Origin of the sequence: Desulfovibrio ferrophilus (genome assembly GCF_003966735.1) — a bacterium.
GTDB classification, from domain to species: Bacteria; Desulfobacterota; Desulfovibrionia; order Desulfovibrionales; family Desulfovibrionaceae; genus Desulfovibrio_Q; species Desulfovibrio_Q ferrophilus.
The window spans coordinates 2420060-2437119 of record NZ_AP017378.1; the positions used below are offsets into that span (position 1 = coordinate 2420060).

The 17060-nt window shown below is 59.8% G+C and carries 11 protein-coding genes; 5 read left to right on the plus strand and 6 right to left on the minus strand.

The genetic code is table 11. The features are described from left to right. Nucleotides 1-42 precede the first annotated feature (42 nt). Nucleotides 43-1452 carry a tRNA uridine-5-carboxymethylaminomethyl(34) synthesis GTPase MnmE gene (gene mnmE, locus EL361_RS11275; RefSeq protein ID WP_126379585.1) on the plus strand — a complete coding sequence of 470 codons (1410 nt, stop codon included), beginning with the start codon at nt 43-45 and terminating at the stop codon, nt 1450-1452. Nucleotides 1453-1514: 62 nt separating this feature from the next. Here the strand turns inward: mnmE and EL361_RS11280 are convergent, their stop codons facing one another. From EL361_RS11280 to EL361_RS11290, 3 genes are all read right to left on the minus strand, one after another. Continuing rightward, nucleotides 1515-5408: a class I adenylate cyclase gene (locus tag EL361_RS11280; RefSeq protein ID WP_126379587.1), complete on the minus strand. Its 3894-nt coding sequence runs from the start codon at nt 5406-5408 to the stop codon at nt 1515-1517. A gap of 59 nt (nt 5409-5467) precedes the next feature. After that, nucleotides 5468-6817 (minus strand): cyclic di-GMP phosphodiesterase, encoded by a 1350-nt coding sequence (locus EL361_RS11285; RefSeq protein ID WP_126379589.1) that lies wholly within the window; start codon nt 6815-6817, stop codon nt 5468-5470. Nucleotides 6818-6939: 122 nt separating this feature from the next. Further along, nucleotides 6940-7311 (minus strand): winged helix-turn-helix transcriptional regulator, encoded by a 372-nt coding sequence (locus EL361_RS11290; RefSeq protein WP_126379591.1) that lies wholly within the window; start codon nt 7309-7311, stop codon nt 6940-6942. Nucleotides 7312-7480: 169 nt separating this feature from the next. On the opposite strand from EL361_RS11290, the gene EL361_RS11295 reads away from it, so the two are divergent. The 4 genes from EL361_RS11295 to htpG all read left to right on the plus strand — a co-directional run bounded on the left by EL361_RS11295 (nt 7481) and on the right by htpG (nt 11598). Then, nucleotides 7481-7990 carry a nitroreductase family protein gene (locus EL361_RS11295; RefSeq protein ID WP_126379593.1) on the plus strand — a complete coding sequence of 170 codons (510 nt, stop codon included), beginning with the start codon at nt 7481-7483 and terminating at the stop codon, nt 7988-7990. A gap of 10 nt (nt 7991-8000) precedes the next feature. Continuing rightward, entirely contained in the window at nt 8001-8294 is a 294-nt protein-coding gene (locus EL361_RS11300) for a putative quinol monooxygenase (RefSeq protein WP_126379595.1), read from the plus strand. 141 nt (nt 8295-8435) lie between these two features. Beyond that, nucleotides 8436-9569, plus strand: coding sequence for an oxidoreductase (locus EL361_RS11305; RefSeq protein ID WP_126379597.1), 1134 nt, complete (start codon nt 8436-8438; stop codon nt 9567-9569). Between the two features lie 130 nt (nt 9570-9699). Next, nucleotides 9700-11598: a molecular chaperone HtpG gene (gene htpG, locus EL361_RS11310; RefSeq protein WP_126379599.1), complete on the plus strand. Its 1899-nt coding sequence runs from the start codon at nt 9700-9702 to the stop codon at nt 11596-11598. 380 nt (nt 11599-11978) lie between these two features. On the opposite strand, the gene EL361_RS11315 is transcribed toward htpG, so the two are convergent. The 3 genes from EL361_RS11315 to EL361_RS11325 are packed head-to-tail and all read right to left on the minus strand — an operon-like array spanning nt 11979 to nt 17038. Beyond that, entirely contained in the window at nt 11979-12233 is a 255-nt protein-coding gene (locus EL361_RS11315) for a DUF6899 family protein (RefSeq protein WP_126379601.1), read from the minus strand. A 15-nt stretch (nt 12234-12248) separates the two neighbouring features. Continuing rightward, nucleotides 12249-15764 (minus strand): YhaN family protein, encoded by a 3516-nt coding sequence (locus tag EL361_RS11320; protein WP_126379603.1) that lies wholly within the window; start codon nt 15762-15764, stop codon nt 12249-12251. Beyond that, nucleotides 15761-17038: a metallophosphoesterase family protein gene (locus tag EL361_RS11325; RefSeq protein ID WP_126379605.1), complete on the minus strand. Its 1278-nt coding sequence runs from the start codon at nt 17036-17038 to the stop codon at nt 15761-15763. Before EL361_RS11325 ends, EL361_RS11320 begins: the two co-directional genes overlap by 4 nt. Between the last annotated feature and the right edge of the window lie 22 nt (nt 17039-17060).

Consider the following 17060-nt stretch of genomic DNA (forward strand, 5'->3'; position numbering starts at 1 on the left):
CAGCCACTTTGCAAACGGGCCGCGAGAGCATATACCAGCCCCATGCACATTGCCGGTTCCAAACACGACACCATTGCGGCCATCGCCACTCCTCCGGGCAGCGGAGGCGTCGGCATCGTCCGCGCCAGCGGCCCGGATGCCCTGTCCATTGCCCAGCGCCTGTTCAGTTCCACGCGGCAGAATTTCGGCGGACTGAAGCCCTACCGCCTGCATCATGGCTGGATTGACGACGAGGGCGGACAACGCCTTGATGAAGCGCTGGTCGCATACATGCCCGGCCCCGGATCATACACAGGGGAGGATGTGGTGGAATTCAACTGCCACGGAGGCCCGGCAGTACTGCGGGCAGTGCTGGAGGCCGTCCTCAAGGCTGGCGCTCGAACCGCAAGCCCCGGAGAATTCACCTACCGCGCCTTCATGAACGGACGCCTGGATCTGACCCAGGCCGAAGCCGTGGCCGAGACCATAGCCGCCCCCACCCGTGCAGGACTGACCCTGGCCCAAGCCAAGCTTTCCGGAGCACTGGGCAAACGCATCACCCAACTGCGCGACCAGTTGGAAGAACTGCGGGTCAAGCTCTGCGTGGCCGTGGATTTCCCCGAAGATGAAGTGGAATGCTTGAGCCCCGATGAATTTCTGGAAGGCATCGGCACGGTCCGTGAGGGACTGCGCACGCTACTGGGCAGCTTCGAGCGAAACCGCTGTTGGCGGGATGGAGCACTGACCGTGCTGGCCGGACAGGTCAATGCGGGCAAATCCAGCCTGATGAACGCACTGCTCGGGCGCGAACGAGCCATTGTGACCGACATCCCCGGCACCACACGCGATTACCTCGAGGAAGCCCTGAATCTGGAGGGGCTGCCTGTACGGCTGGTGGATACGGCCGGATTGCGCGAGACCGAAGATGCTGTGGAACGCGCCGGGCTTGAACGCTCACGCGATCTGACCACGCAGGCGGACCTCGTACTGCTGGTGGTGGACCGCCATCGCACCCTGTCTGCGGACGATGTGGCCCTGGCGCAGAACACCGGCCCGGAAAATACGCTGGTGGTTCTCAACAAGACCGATCTCTCTGCCCCCCCCCACTCCAAGGAATCCCCCGCGCAGGAGACGGACTGGTTCGCCAAAGCCGGGTATGAAACCGTGGGCATCTCGGCCAAGACCGGCCAAGGGCTGGACGCCCTGTGCCAACGCATCCGCGAACGCATCGTGGGTGGCGGAGCAGAACCCGATGCCGGAGAAGTCGTCCCCAACCTGCGCCAGTCCCAGGCCCTGTCAGGTGCCCTGGTCGAGCTTGAAGCCCTGGAGACCGACATCCAGCAGGGCTTGCCTTACGATCTGCTGGGCGTCCGCCTGGAAACGGCCTGTTCCATGCTCTCGGAAATCACGGGAGACATCGCTCCCGCTGGCGTGCTGGAGGCCGTTTTCGGCCGGTTCTGCATCGGAAAATAGTTCCCGAAAGCGACCACCACTGCAGACAATACAACTGCCGATGACCGCCGCGAGAGAATCGGCTAGATCGCTGGCGGACGCGGAGCCAGTGACTTGTGCGGGATGTGCACCCTGCACTCCAGACTGGGGGCAATTCTGGCCTTGGTGTTGGCCTGAATGAATGTGCTGACGTTCTTCTCCAGAAAGTCCAGCCCCTTGGGTTCGGTCACGCAAAAGACCTCGCCCCAATTGGTGGCATACAGCAACACCACATCACGAATCTCCCTGATCTCGCGATCGGTCATGAAGTTGACCACCACGAGAGCGTGGATGACCTCTTCATCACGCAGGGTTTCCTCGATTTCGGGCTCGAAGATCTGCTTGGGGGCGAAGAACTCCGCCAGATCATCCAGCAACCTGCGCACATCAGGAGTGGAGATGGGAGCCTGAAGATTCGTGCCCCGGAACTGCTCACCAACCTCATACAGATGATTAGCCACCAGCCAGGCCAGCAAGGCCACGGGACTCCTGTCCTTATGCAGCTCCTCAAAAGGCGCCTTCCTGCTTTTGACCCCAGCGGGTTCACCCTTGGCCAACCAGATTCTGGGGGTTCCCGGCTGCCCCTCGCAAACGATCTCCAACGATTCGAACAGCCGCTTGGGTGAATCCACAAACGGGATATGCATGATCTTGCCGGGCTTCTTGTCGAAGTGCCCGAAGATCTTACGCCCCAGCTTGGTCAAATCCTGATCGGTAATCCGGGCCTCGGTATCCAGGTCGTCCACACCTTTGCGAATCTGCTCATAGGTTCCAAACATGTACCGGGCAACCATCTGGCCCAATTCGTGGAGATCGGCAAAGGTCCTTGTCCCCTTTTCACCAGGTTTGCCCTGCTTGGGCAGACCACTGCGTTCGTCTGCGCAGTAGGGATAAAAATATTCCAGCCAACTCGTACCACACATTTCAGCCTGACGGCCCGTAGTCCTGCCTTGGGACGAAAATCCGGTCTTCTGTTCGAAGGCCATCTGCATCAGTTCCCGGGCGTCCTTGTTGGCGGTGTTCCGGTAGTGGGCCTCCACCTCGCTGAACATCACACCATAGGGATCCACACTCCAGAAATCATAGCGTCCAGCCTGAATGTTACGATTCAGTCGGTTGCACAACAGGGTGTCCGCATTGCCCCCCGCAATATACTTGTCCAGCAGGGCGAACTTCATGATGGACTTGAACGGACTCTTGAGCGCCTTGACGATCTGCCACAACGAGGCCCCAAAAAACTCATCACGCGGAATCCGACTCATGGCCCCAAGGTCAACCACATCATCGGGGGGCAGGCTCGCGGCCGAGGCAATACGCTCCAACCCCTTGGCATAGGCCGCATCACTTGCATCGGGCGGCAGCAACCACCAAGCCAGTTTCTTGCCGCCCAAGAGGACAGCGGTACGATAGAACTCCTCCTTGAGCAGCAAGGCCTGGCTGGAACCGGCGCTTTCCTTGTCGCTGAACCCGAAGTTGTTCTCACGCACCTTGCCCATGTCCATGACGAAGAAATGCAGCTCCAGGCCGTACTCCCTGTCGGCCCAGCGCTCTATGGCCTCGAGTTTCTCCTTGAATCCTGTGACCTTGTCAGGTTCAACCCGGGTCTCATCGAAGCAGACCCACATATCGATATCCGAATTTCGGGTCTGGGCGATGGTGCCCACGCTTCCGATGGAATAGAACGCCTCCACAAGAATGGCAGGGGCAGGCTTCTCGTCAGGCGATGGCGCAGGATAGATTCCGCCAAAATACTCCTCCAGATTCTTCAGGGCCGTGTATGTCGGAGTCCAGCCCTGAATGATGCAGGCAGGGGCGGGAATAGACGTATCCCCATCACGGATGGCACCGGCCTGCACCAGCCCCGGCAGCATCCCCAGGACCTTGGAGGCCTCAAGGCCGAGTTTTCCGGCGCACCAGTCCAACCGGCGACGGTTTGCGGCCAGAGCCAACCGCCGGTTGCGGGCGAGGTCCCGCTCATGGAGCCAATTCTGAACCAGCGAAAGCATGGCGGTCTGGCCTTCGGCCTTTGCCAGTTTGCCACTCACGGCCGTAGGCTGCTCCCTGTCTGCAACTCCGGCCACCAGGGCCTGGGCCGAACGTTCGACCTCCAGCAACAGACCCGGCTCATCGCCATGAACTCCCGGCAGGGCGCAGGCCTGGAACACGCAGCCCCATGCCGCGGCATTCATCACTCGCGATGACGAGGCATACAAGTGCCTGAACACACAATCCGTGAACTCGACGCCATCGAAATCCGCATCCACCAGGGCAGCATAGGAAAAATCAATTCGGCCGAATAGGCAGGAGCGCACAGTAGCGCCCTCCAGGTGCGCACCCCAGAATGACGACTCATCAAAACGGCAGCTCATCAACTCCAATCCCGACGTCAACACTCCATCGAAATGGGTTCTGGTCAGGGAACAGCGCACCAGACGAACGCCATCCAACGAACTCCCCGAGAACAGACAGCCCGCAAAATCACACTCCTCAAACACGGTATTCTTGAAGCGCGCGGCGGACAGGTCCACTCCATTCAGGCGGCATTTGACAAACCGCGTTCCTGCCAGTTTGGACTGGCGTAAATCCATGGCCCCCAGGGCACATCCCTGGAACGCCATCTTGCTCAAATCCTTACCTGGGCATTCGACATCCTTGATGATCTTGCTCTTAATCTTTGCCCCGGGTGCAAGATTCCCCACGAAGACTTGCCCTGCCGATGGACCGGCCTCGGATTCACCACCCATCATCTTCTTGACCTTTCCCAGCAACGACTTGGGCTGATCCGGGGCCTTGCGGTATGGGGCTGGTTTTTGCGGCTTGAACCGTGGCTTGTGCACCGCCCGCTTGCGCCCCTTGACGAGACCGGCGACGGCAGTGGCTATCGAACCATCAATTCCCTTCAGGGCGTTGCGCAGCCACACCGGATCCAACCGCGCCAGACACGACAGCAACGCGCCCAAAACCTCGGGCCTGGCCTTGGCAGGCAACGCCTTGGCAAAGCGGGCAAAATCCTGTGCACCGAGCATCAGAGCCACGCCAAGTACGCCAGAACGGGCTTCGGGAGTCGCGGCATAGATCATGGCCAGGACCTTGGATGCCTTGGGCGAACCCAATCGGACCAGAACTCGGGCCGCTGCCAGTCGGACCTGAGGTTCCTTGTGCTTCAAAAACAGCAACGCGGCCTTGGCCGTGCGCCCTCCGGGGTCGCTCCAGGACGGTTCCACCATGTCGAAGATGGCAGGCAAATCGTCAGGTCCGGCATATTTGAGCAGACGCAAAATATTTCCGGTCAGCGGCGCCCAGTCCAGACGCGAGGCCGTATCCGCCATATAACGGGCCTGCTCCTGATCCAGATCCAGGCGCAACAATTCCTGCAGCCAGAATCCAAATCGCCCGTGCAGCATCTCGCGCTGCACGGCAAAGGCAGGGCGTTCCCCCGACTGCGCCAATCTATCCAGGAACAACAACGCTTCTTCGGGGTCGTCGCTTTGCAGTTCATGCACCGTCTCCGTGGCCCAGGCCTGTTCCTTGGGCTGGGCCGCACGCGGAGCAGACAAGAAACGATTGGTCACAGCCAGCAGACGATTGGCAGGCAATGCCTGCAGTGCAATACGCAATTTTTCGCCGGTGATCTTGTTGGAACCAATAAAGGATGCGCACAGCAACTCGCCCAGGGCACCCTGTTCGACCAATTCCTGCAGGAGCTTGCGGATAATGGCATTGTCCCCTGACGAGGAGGCCAGTTCGGCCATGAGATAGGATAAGCGTGAGGTCAGCCGAGCGGATTCGGGATCACTGTCATCCAGTTCCTGCTGAAAGGACAGGGCCTGGTCGACAATGTTGCCCACAACTTCAAACGCATCGGTGGGCAGGTGCATGGCCCGCCACAGCTGGTCCAGGACCTGCGCCAGAGGGGAAACGGAAGAGGGCTTGACCACGAACGGATTCCTTTCAGCGTTTTGGCGGAGGTTGATCGCTCGGGACAGGGCACCTGCCGCTAGGCGCCGTCGCCCACTGCCTCGGCATAATAATTGATCGTCTTGCTCGGACTCAGGTAGGAAAAGACCTCTCGGGGTAAGTCTTCGGGGCGGAACGTCTCAGCCACGTTCAGATCCTCTTCCACCACAAGATCCACCAGCAGGGCTTCATTCTTGGGGATTTCAGAATGGTACATGAGCACCGTGGGCCGCGCTGCATGGTCCGGGTTGACGGCCGTGACCATCCCGAATTGTCCGTTGGACAGCTTGACCACCGTGCCTGGAGGATAGACGCCCATACTGCGAATGAACATGGCCAGAATTCTGGAATCCATCTTACCGCGCATGCTGGCATACAACTTCTTCAAGGCTTGGTGTGGAGTGGCCAGAGTTTCGGCCCGGTGATCGTTGATCAGGTTGTCGTATTGATTGACCACAGCCACGACCCGCGCCAGCGGGGAGATGGCATCACCCTTCAGGCGCTTGGGGTAGCCGGACCCGTCCAGCAGTTCGTGATGCTGCAGCACGGCCTGTGTTGCCAGCTTGGGGAACTGCGAAAAATCGTTGACCAGCCGCGCCCCGATCAGGGGGTGTTCCTTCACATACTTCTCGGCGGCCTTGGTCATGGTGGTTGCCCCCATGCCACTCACGGCCTGCATGGGCACACGCCCCTTGCCGATGTCATGAAACATGGCCCCCAGGCCCAGAGGGTGCATGATCTCGCTCTTGAACCCCAGCCCCTTGCCCACCATCATGGAGAGCACCGTCACGTTCAGGGCGTGATAGTTCTTGGCCTCCTCGCTGGGCTTGGAACTCATCAGATTGATCATGGTGTCACGCTCGGACAGGAACGTTTCCACCAGAGAATTCACAAGTTCGGATGCCTCTTCTGCGGCCTCGCTGGAATGTCCCGAGGCCCTGCGCAAGATGGTGACCACGCTGCTCATGGTCTTGTCGTAGCGTTTTTCAACCTTGCGGAAGCGTTTACGCCGTTCCTTGTTGCGCTCGATGGTTTCGCTCTTCAAACCCAAAAGCTGCACTGACACCGGCGTCTTGCTTCCGGGCTTGGCTTTGGAGCCGGAAGTCTTACTCGCCGAAGCGCCCCCACCGGAAGTCTCGGCTGAACCGCCCCTGGCCCCACCTGAACCAGCCTTGCGCTTGTTCTTGGGTGGCAAAGGCATACGGTCGGATTGTTCCAGGACACAAATCACATGCTCAAGTCCCATCCCCTTCAGGGTCTGGAGTTGCTTATCCGTCTTGATCTTGAACTCGGATTTTCGGAATGGATTCTTTCCCTCTTCGAGCTCAAGACGGATAAACAGCCCGATCACGAGCTGCTCCACATGGATGGGATATTCCGTTTGTGCCATAACGAGTACCGAACCGCCCAGCCCACGGATCGCGGGCCAAAAACAGGGTTTCTGTGCTAATTAAAGGACCTACGTTGCCATCTACGTCCTGTCAATACTCTCCGCCGCAACAGGGCGGTCTCTTACGCCGCATCGCGGCCATCTGCAGCCTGTGCCACGGCCTTTTCATAGGATTGACCCCACTCACACATGGTACGCATCACCGGTACGACACTGGTGCCCAATTCGGTCAACGAATACTCCACCTTGGGCGGCACCTGCGGATACACTTCGCGATGCACCAGCCCATCGGCCTCCAGTTCCCGCAGCTGCTGGGTCAACATCTTTTGGGTAATGTTGGGCATGGTGCGCCGGAGCTCGCCAAAACGTTGGGTTCCATTCGTGTGCAAATACCACAGAATAATCGGCTTCCACTTGCCACCAATAATCTGCAGCGTAAGCTCCACGGTGCAATAGTATTCCTTGTCGCCACAGCGCTTGATTTCGCATCCCATTGGCACTTCTCCTTTGGCCCATGAAGGCGTATTATGCCGCAATCGGCCCTTCGACTTACAGTTCCCAAAAGGTAGCTACATGTTCAAAAGGTGCCTACTTGCGATTCTGTCCCTATGGCGTACAACAAACCCCATGGGACAAGCAACTCCAATACTCAGGAGAAAGAAAATGGATATTATCGAAGCCATCCATACCCGCCGCAGCATCCGCAAATTCACGGATCAGCCCGTGGACGAAGCACAAGTGACCCAGTTGCTCCAGGCTGCCATGTCGGCACCCAGCGCAGGCAACGCTCAGCCTTGGCAGTTCGTGGTCATCGAGGACCGCCAGACTTTGAGCAAAATCCCCGAATTCCATCCCTACGCCGCCATGTGCCGTCAGGCTCCCTTGGCCATTCTGGTCTGTGGCGATACCAGCCTGGAAAAATATCCGGGATACTGGGTGCAGGACTGTTCCGCTGCCGTGCAGAATATCCTGCTGGCTGTGCATGGGCTTGGCCTTGGAGCCGTCTGGACGGGAATCTACCCCGACCTGCCCCGCGTGGAAGGCATGCGCAATCTGCTGGGACTGCCCGAGCAGATTCAGCCCCTGGCCCTGATTCCCATCGGTCACCCGGATCAGCCTTCGGGCAAGGTCGACCGCTTCCGCCCCGAACGCATCCACCACGACCGCTGGTAAAGGAGTTTTCATGCCTCAGATCGCCGTTACCGCCCTGCTGACCGTCAAGCCCGGCCAGGGGGCAACACTGGAAACAATCCTCGCCCCCCTGGTCGCCGCAACCCGCGCCGAACAGGGCTGCCTGAGCTACATCCCGCATCGCACCGCCGAGGCGGACCGCTACTGCATTCTGGAACAATGGGAGAGCCAGGAACATCTGGATCGACATCTGGCCACCGCGCACATCGCGGCCTTCCGCGATGCCTCAGCCGCAATCATGGAATCCGCTGATGTCACCGTTTGGACGGCCTTTGATCCCACCTGACGCCAGGCCAAATCAAATATGCTCCAATGGCGACCAAGCTCCTCGACTTGTTGACAACGTCCGTCGATTGGGCTTTCTCGTGGGGAGCACTCCACAACCCGCAAGCCCTCTACCAACATAGAACCCAAGGATGCACGCCTCATGTCCACACTTTTTGATTCCGTTCGCGTAGGCTCGATGGAGCTTCCCAACCGGTTCGTACGTTCCGCCACATGGGAAGGCATGGCCGGAGAAGACGGCTCATCTTCCTCAAAACTCAATGCGATGATGGGCCACTTGGCCAAGAACGAAATCGGGCTGATCATCACCGGTCACGCCTATGTCTCGCCCGAGGGCCAAGCCGGTCCTTGGCAGCTGGGCATCCATACTGACGAGATGATCCCGGGACTGACGGAAATGACTGCCAAAGCCCACCAGGCTGGCGGAAAGATCTGTTGCCAATTGGCCCACGCGGGCAATCGCGGAGCCCAGGACCTGACAAATCTTCAGCCTTTCGGCCCCTCGGACAAGGACTTCAGGGGCAAGGCCCGCGACTGCAAGGCCATGACCGCAGACGACATCCAGGCCGTGATTCAGGCCTTTGGCAACGCCGCCTCCCGCGCCAAGCAGGCCGGGTTCGATGCCGTACAGATTCACTCGGCCCACGGCTATCTGCTGGGCCAGTTCCTCTCCCCCTTCTACAATCTGCGCGACGACCAGTACGGTGGCAACCGCGAGAACCGCGAACGCCTGACCATGGACGTCTACACGGCCGTACGCGAAGCCGTGGGCCCGGATTACCCGGTACTGATCAAGCTCAATGCCCACGACTACATGCACGACCTGGAAAATTCGTACACCCTCGACGACATGCTCTCCATCTGTGCCCGGCTGAACGAGGCTGGCATCGATGCCATCGAGTTGTCCGGCGGCACCATCGACTCCCGCCAGAACATCCCCTCGCGCATGGGCATGATCAAACGCGACCGCGAAGGCTTCCATCGCAAGGCCGCCGAGGCCTACAAAAAAACAAACAATGGCGCGCCACTGATGCTGGTGGGCGGCATCCGCTCCTTCGAGAAGGCCGAGCAGTTCGTCAACGATGGCATCTGCGATTTCATCTCCCTGTGCCGCCCGCTAATCCGCGAGCCAAACCTCATCAAGCGCTGGAAAAGCGGTGATCACGCCAAGGCCGAGTGCATGTCCGACAACCTGTGCTTCAAGCCTGTGCGCGCCGGCGAGGGCCTGTACTGCCTGCTCAAGAAAAAGCAGTTGGAAAACAAGAAAGAAAAATAGGGCCTAAGCCCACATGAGCTGAACGCCCCTCTGGTTCCGGCCAGAGGGGCTTTTGTCATGGCCTCCCCCCTTGACTGTCTTGGTGGCGGACCTATCTATGCGGCACGACAACGCTTAAAGGAGGTCTTCAATGGCAGCAAAAGAACATAAAAAACAATTCAAGGCTGAAATCAAACAGCTCTTGGACATCATCACCCACTCCATCTACACCAATCACGAGATTTTCCTGAGGGAGCTTGTCTCCAACGCTTCCGATGCCCTGGACAAACTGCGTTTCCTGACCGCAGGCGGACACGATGTCGCCGATGCCGACGCTCCTCTGGAAATCCGCATCAATGCCGACGCCGACGCCGGAGTGTTGACCATCGAGGACACCGGCCTGGGCATGACCGCCGATGAACTGGTCGCCAACATCGGCACGATTGCCCACTCGGGTTCGGCCCAGTTCATGAAGGAGGCCGAAGCCTCCGGTGAAAGTCTGGACAATATCATTGGCCGTTTTGGCGTGGGCTTCTACTCCGTATTCATGGTCGCGGACAAGGTGGTCATCACCACCCGTTCGGCCACACCCGACGCCAGCCCCATGTCCTGGACCTCCAGCGGCACCGGTTCCTACACCATGCAGGAACTGGACGGCGACGCCCCGCGCGGCACCAAGATCGAAATTCATCTGAAGGAAGAGGCCAAGAAATACGCCGAAGAGCGGACCATCAAGGACATCCTTCACCGTCACTCAAATTTCATCAATTTCCCCATCATGCTGGCGGATGAACAGGTCAACACCCAGCCCGCCCTGTGGCGCGAGCCCAAGTTCAAGATCAAGAAGGAACAATACGACGAGTTCTACTCCTTCCTGACCCTGGACCAGACCCCGCCCCTGGAGACCCTGCACATAGCCGTGGACGCCCCCGTGCAGTTCACCAGCCTGGTCTTCATCCCGGCCAGCCCCTCCAACAGCCTGTTCGACAACCCGGACAACTACGGCCTGGACCTGTACGTGCGTCGGGTACTCATCGAGCGCAAGCACAAGGCCCTGATCCCCGAATACCTCGGCTTTACCCGAGGCTTGGTGGATACCGAAGACCTGCCGCTCAACCTCTCGCGCGAGACCCTGCAGCAGAACCTGCTGGTGGACAAGATCAAGACCACCATCACCAAACAGGTGCTGGCACAGCTGGCCAAGCTGACCGAGGACAAAGAGCGCTACGCCCAGTTCTGGACCAACCACAACAAGGTCTTCAAGCTCGGTTATTCCGACTACATCAACCGCGACAAGTTCGCGGAGTTGCTGCGCTTCAATTCCTCCACCGATGAGGACGCCCAGGGCCTGACCTCGCTGGCCGAGTATGCAGAGCGCATGAAGGAAGGCCAGAAGGCCATCTACTATGTTTCCGGCCCCAGCCGCGAAGCCGTGCGCCTGGACCCGCATCTGGAAATCTTCACCCAGCGCGGGCTTGAGGTGCTCTACCTCTACGAACCCATCGACGAGTTCATCATGGACGCCCTGGGCAAATACAAGGACTTCGACCTTGTGGCCGCAGAACAGGCCGACATCGGCGAACTGGAAAAGTTCGAAACCGTGGATGAGGACGAGGTCAAGCCCGAGGCCCTGAACGAGGAAGACGCCAAGACCTTTGAAGGCATGCTTTCCGCCATCAAGGAGATTCTGGGCGAGCGTGTGGAAGATGTGCGTGAATCCAAACGCCTCAAGGGCAGCGCCGCCTGCCTGGTCACTCCTGATGGAGCCATGTCTTCGCAGATGCAAAAGTACATGCAGCTCATGGTCAAGGACTCCACGCCCCCGGTGCGGGTCATGGAACTGAACCGCGACCATCCGCTGACGCGTAATCTGCTGCGCATCTTCAAGAGCGATGCAGGCGACGATTTCCTGAAGTCCACCGTGGAACAGTTGTATGAATCGGCCCTGCTCATGGATGGCTATCTGAACGATCCCCATGCCATGGTGGGCCGTATCAATACGCTGCTGGAGCAGGCTTCCGGCTGGTATGCGGAGATCAAAAAAGCCTAGCAGGTCGCCCAAACCTGAGCGATTGCGTTGTTGCTTCGTCCCGCGCAACACCTCGTGTACCTTTCGTACACGTCGGCCTTGAGCGATCCTCGCGCCTAGCACTCGCACAGGTTAGAACGATCTGCGCATATAGAAAATTAATATCAAACAAAGAGCCCCCGCTCGGAAATTCCAAGCGGGGGCTTTGCTTTGTGCTTTTTTCCTTTCGACAAAGGTATCACTGGCGGGAGACGCCAGGAGCATTTTGTCTTCTAGCGGCGGTTCAAATGGCGTGAGATGCAAGGCGCGAGCGAATTCCAGTTCCGACGTGTATTAAGACATACGCGAGGGGCTGGAATTCGCGCAGCAACGCAGCAGATTGCGTCATTTCAGTCGCCGCCCTAGATATCACCGTTGTCTTTAATCTTGATGTCTTCGTATGGAGAGAGCTTTTTCCGGTACCACTCCAACTTGGCGTGCTCCATGGCCGAAGAGCACATGGAGAGCTTTTCGTAGGACTCGCCGATGCGGTCGATGATCAGGGTCGAGAGCTTGTAGATGCAGTAATTCAGCTCGCCCTGATTGGTGACTTCTTCGGCCAATTGAGCCAGGGCCTGGTCAAAGGCCTCACGGCGGTCCGGCGTGATATAGGGCATAGGGCCTCCAGAGGGCTAAAGAGTATGGACGGTCAGCGAGGTGGCAGGCACAGCCTCACGGGCCAGTTCCACCAGATGCGCGTGGTGGGTGAAGAACACCACCTGCGTACGCTCGGCCAGCTCAGCCAGGGCCATGAGCGTAGCACGGGAACGATCGTCATCAAAATTCACGAGAATATCGTCCACGATGAATGGCATGGGCGGATTATTATCCAGATACCGGTGCAGGCCAGCCAACCGCAGGGCCAAATACAACTGGTCGCGTGTGCCATCGCTCATGGCTTCCACCTCCAGGCGATCCCCCGTGGGGCGCACGCCCTTGAGCACGGGCTCACCCTTGTGGTCGAAATCCGCTTCCAAGGCGCTGAAGGATTCCAGAGTCAGCTTGCGGAACAACCCACTGGCCCTGTCCAGCACCGGGCCCTGGTTGCTGCGCCGATAGCGCTCCATCTCCCGGGCCACCACGGCGGCAGCCAGACGCAGGCGCACCAGACGATCAACCCCAGTCTGAATATCAGAGGAAAGGCCCTGAGCCTCCTGTGCCTTATCTGCGGCCAGGGAGGTGCCATCCATATCCGCCAGCTGTTTGTTCAGGCTACCGAGTTCCTGAAGCAACTCATCACGACCGGTTGTATGGGCGGTGATCTCCACCCCGAGGCGGGCGATATCCGCCTTGGCCACATCCGGGTCCTGCTCTATGACCTGAGTCGCAAAGGTATCCAAATCCTGCCCGCCGCACAGGGCCAGCAGGCGTTCCTCGGCGTGATCCAAGGCCGTCTGAGCTTCGCTACGGCTGCGAGCGCTGGCTTCGGCCTGCTCCAGATCTTCGGGAGCTTCGCACCCGGCCTCGCCACACAACAGTTTCAATGCCTCGGCATGCTCCAGGGCCGCCTGCTGGGCAGCTTCGCGCTGAACAAGGAAACGCTTGCGCTGGGCAGTGAGTTCCAGCCGTTGATCGGCGGCCTGCTGCGAGGCCTTGAGCTGCTTGAATAATGTTGTTGCTGCCCGCGCGGGGTCCTCGGCATCAAGATTCGGAGCCAATCGCTGACAGGCCGCCTGCACCTCGGCGCTGTAGGCTGAATAATCGGCCTGAATAGCCTCGATGCGGGCCTGGAGTTTTGTGGCTTCATCCAGAGCACTAAAGAGTGAGACCAACTCATCCAGTACGGCCTGAGCCTCAACAGGCAAAGCCTGTGGCCCCAATCCCAACGGGGCAACGGCCAGCGTCCAGGCAGCAGCCCATTCGCCCAGAGCATCAAAGGCATCCTTACCCAGGGCTTGGGCTTCGACCATCGAGCGTTCCAAACCAGCCAGCTGTTCGGTCAAAGCCGTCACCACACGTCGCTGCTCGACATGACGTTCCAGTGCCGCATGGGCCACTGCCAGCAGCGACGCCAAGGCGGCGTCCTCACCCGGCAGGTCCTCGCCCATCCGTGCCAACGCTTCACGCAGCCCCAGACGCAACGCCTGCGCCTCATCCTCGATACGTACTTCATCTGCGCGGCGCTCGTGCACGACCTGCAACATCTCGCGCAGCCGCTTCCAGCCCCCCAGCCAGGACAACATCTCCGTGGGACTGGCTGGGGTCACCCCCAATGGCACCCACAGGGCCTGCCACTGACCATGGATTTCGGCGCTCTCCGCCTCCAACTCGGCCAAGCGCTCGCCCTCGGCCTTCTGCTGACGGCGCAGCCGGTCCAATGCGGCTTCAAGCTCCGCCCGGCGGGCCACCCGATCAGCGTCACGATACAGACCATCAGCAACATCGTCGGACCGACGCACGCAGAGTTCATAGGCTTGGGGCAGGTCGTCGCCCTCGGACACATTCTGCAAAAAGATTGTTCGTTCCATCTCGCCGGGCTCACTCCCGGCCAGCGAGCGCCGGATAAGCGACCAACCCGAGTCACGCAGCTCCCTTGCCTGGCGCAGGTCCTTGGGTCGAGGCACTGGGCCGTCATCCATGAACCGTTGCAGATCTACGGTGAGTTCTGCCAGGCGCGCAGCGGTTTCCCGTTCGGCATCCGAGACGCTCTTGCGGACGGCGTTCAGATCATTCAACTGAGCTTCAAAACGGTGCACCACGCTTTCATCCGGCACGGCAAGAGTATCGACCTCGGACAACTCCCCCTGCCAGCGCCCCAGACGCGCAAGCTCTGTCTGCGCCCGCTGTTCCTGACGTTCGCGCACGGCATGGGCCTCGCGCCAACGTGCCTGAGGGTCCCCCTCGGTGGCTGTACGCTTCAGAAGCACCGCCAGCTCCGTGGTCTCCACTCCTTCAGGAGCCGCGGCCAACTGGGCACGCGACGTTTCCAATTCCCGTTGCTGACGACGCAGGTCACGTTCGGCGCTATCCCGGCGTTCCAGCAGGGCTTCATAGCGTCGACCCAAATCCTGAATCCTGGCCTGATCGGCCTTGTTCAGACGCAGGGATTCGGCCTCTTCCAAAGCGAAACCAGGGCGCAGAGAAGCCAATATTCTAGTGGCTTCGCCCAACAGAACACGCCGCTCATGACCGAGTTTTTCGGCATCACGTAGGGCCTTGGCGTGTTGTGACGTCTCCTGATAGAGGCGATCCACCAGCTCCACGGAGTCATTGAGATCGGAATTAACGTCCAGTTCTGCCAGCCGTCCATCCAATTCGCGCAGGCCAGTGCTGGCCTGATCTTCGTTACGCAAGGCCGCGTCGCGCCCCAAAAGCGCAGTGGTCCGGCGTTCCGTAAAGCCAGGAGCCAGAGCCGGGGCTTCGCCCAGCGCCGCCAACCGCGAGCGCAATTCAGTGCGTAAACGTGCCGGGGCCGAGGCCTCAAGATACCGCTCCAGCCGGCTCCGATCTCTGGTCGCACGATCCAATTCCTTCTGCATGGCCTGCAATCGGACCTGCAACTCGTCGCGGGTCTTGACCAGGTCCTTGTACTGAGCAGGGGTGACGGCTGTGTCCTTCACTTCGCGGCGCAGGTCCTTGAGCCTCGTAAGCAGGGCATTGATACGCTTTCCCGCCCCGCCACGGGCAGTGAACAGGGCCTCGGCCTCGGCCTGCAACCGGCCCAGAGCGTCACGCAGATGAGTAATGCCCGAAGCCGCAGCAAACAGGGTTTCGCCCAGGTCCCCGCCGGAAGCAAGGATGTCCTCACCCCCGAAGGCGAGTTCTTCATGATTAAGACCAAACATGGCATTGTAGGCTGGCTCGGACACCCCTCCCAGCAGAGCAGTCAGGCGCTCCTGCTCCATGGGCTGCCCGCTTGCCAAATCCACAAGGTCGTTCTTGCGGGCCTTGCGCCGCCGGAGTTCCAGGCGTTGCCCATCAGGCAACAGCAGTGAACCGCGGACCTCCACGGCCTTGCTCTCGTGCAAAAAATTATCGCTGAAACGGTGAGGCATGCCATACAGGAAATTGCGCAGGCCTCTCATGGAGGAACTCTTGCCAGCCTCGTTGGCCCCATGCACCACATGCAGAGCAAGCCCGTCCCCAAAGTCCAGACTGCGGTCCGTAAAGGGACCAAAGGCCACCAAATCAAGCCGTATCAGCCTCATTGATTGCCCTCCCCGGTCTCCTTGACGTCCAGAAGTGGCAGCACCAACTCGCGCACGTCATCCAGCAGGGCCGCCATGGCCGCTTGATCCTCAAGGTCGGGCAAAGTGACGCCCGAGCCGGGAACAGCCCGCAGCTTGGCCTCAATATCCGTCAGATCCAGGCCCAGTTCCGCCAATTCCTCAGGTCCCTGAGCCAGGCGCTCCAATGACCGCAGCAAGTCACCCTGGGGCGTGTCGCTGTCGCGCAGGGCCTCCACATCAAGGGGAGAGGCCGTCTGCAGCTTCACCTTCTCCACCCAAGCGCGTCCGGCAGACACATCCTCGGCCAAAGCCCGCAATTCGTTCACCGTACGCTCGGGGTCCGCTGCAAGCGCGGCATGAGCCGCTGTGCGTCCAACAACCAGCACCCGCACTGCCAGGGGCAGCTCGCCCGCCTGGGCCAATGCAGCGCGCAGGGCCTCGGCGAACAGATCCCCCACCTCATGGCGATTGACAGCGGCAATGGCGTCCACTTCCACCTGTTCCCAGCGCATCACGGCCAGGGGCAGAAATTCGGTCTCCACGGTCTCGGCTTCGTTGACGGAAACGAGCACGCAGCCCTTGGGGCCTGGCTCACGGGCATGACGCCCCTGAATGCATCCCGTGTAGATCACTGCGGGTTCTTCATGCAATTTCTTGTAATTGTGAACGTGCCCCAAGGCCCAGTACTGATAGCCCTTGGCCACCAGTTCTTCCAGACGGCACGGGGCATAGGGTGGCGCACTGCCGTGGTTACCGCTGACCGCCGTATGCAGCAGACCGATATTGAAACGATCCGGCAGTGGTGCGGGATAGGCTGGGACAAGGTTTTCAGAGACGTCGCGGGTGGCAAAGCTTTGCCCATGAACGGCAATACCCAGCTCCGGAAAATCGATGGTCTCGGGCCGCTTGGCCGAAAGGATGGTGACGTTTTCCGGCAAGGGTAGAGAGCGCGTCATGACGCTGGCGGCATCGTGGTTGCCACGCACCATAATCACCCGGATGCCAGCCTGATTCAGCCGTGACATCTGGGCCGCAAAAAACAATCCCGTCTGAAAATCCTTCCAGTCGCCGTCATAGGCGTCCCCGGCGATGAGCATCAGAGGCACGGCGTGCTCAATGGCGGTGTCCACCAAACGGACCAGCGCCCGACGCGTGGCACTGCGGACCTCGTCCACAGGGGCTCCCTCGTAGCGAGACAGTCCTACGAGCGGACTATCCAGATGAATGTCGGCGGCATGCAGAAAACGGATCATGCGACGAAAGAACCTCGGTGTT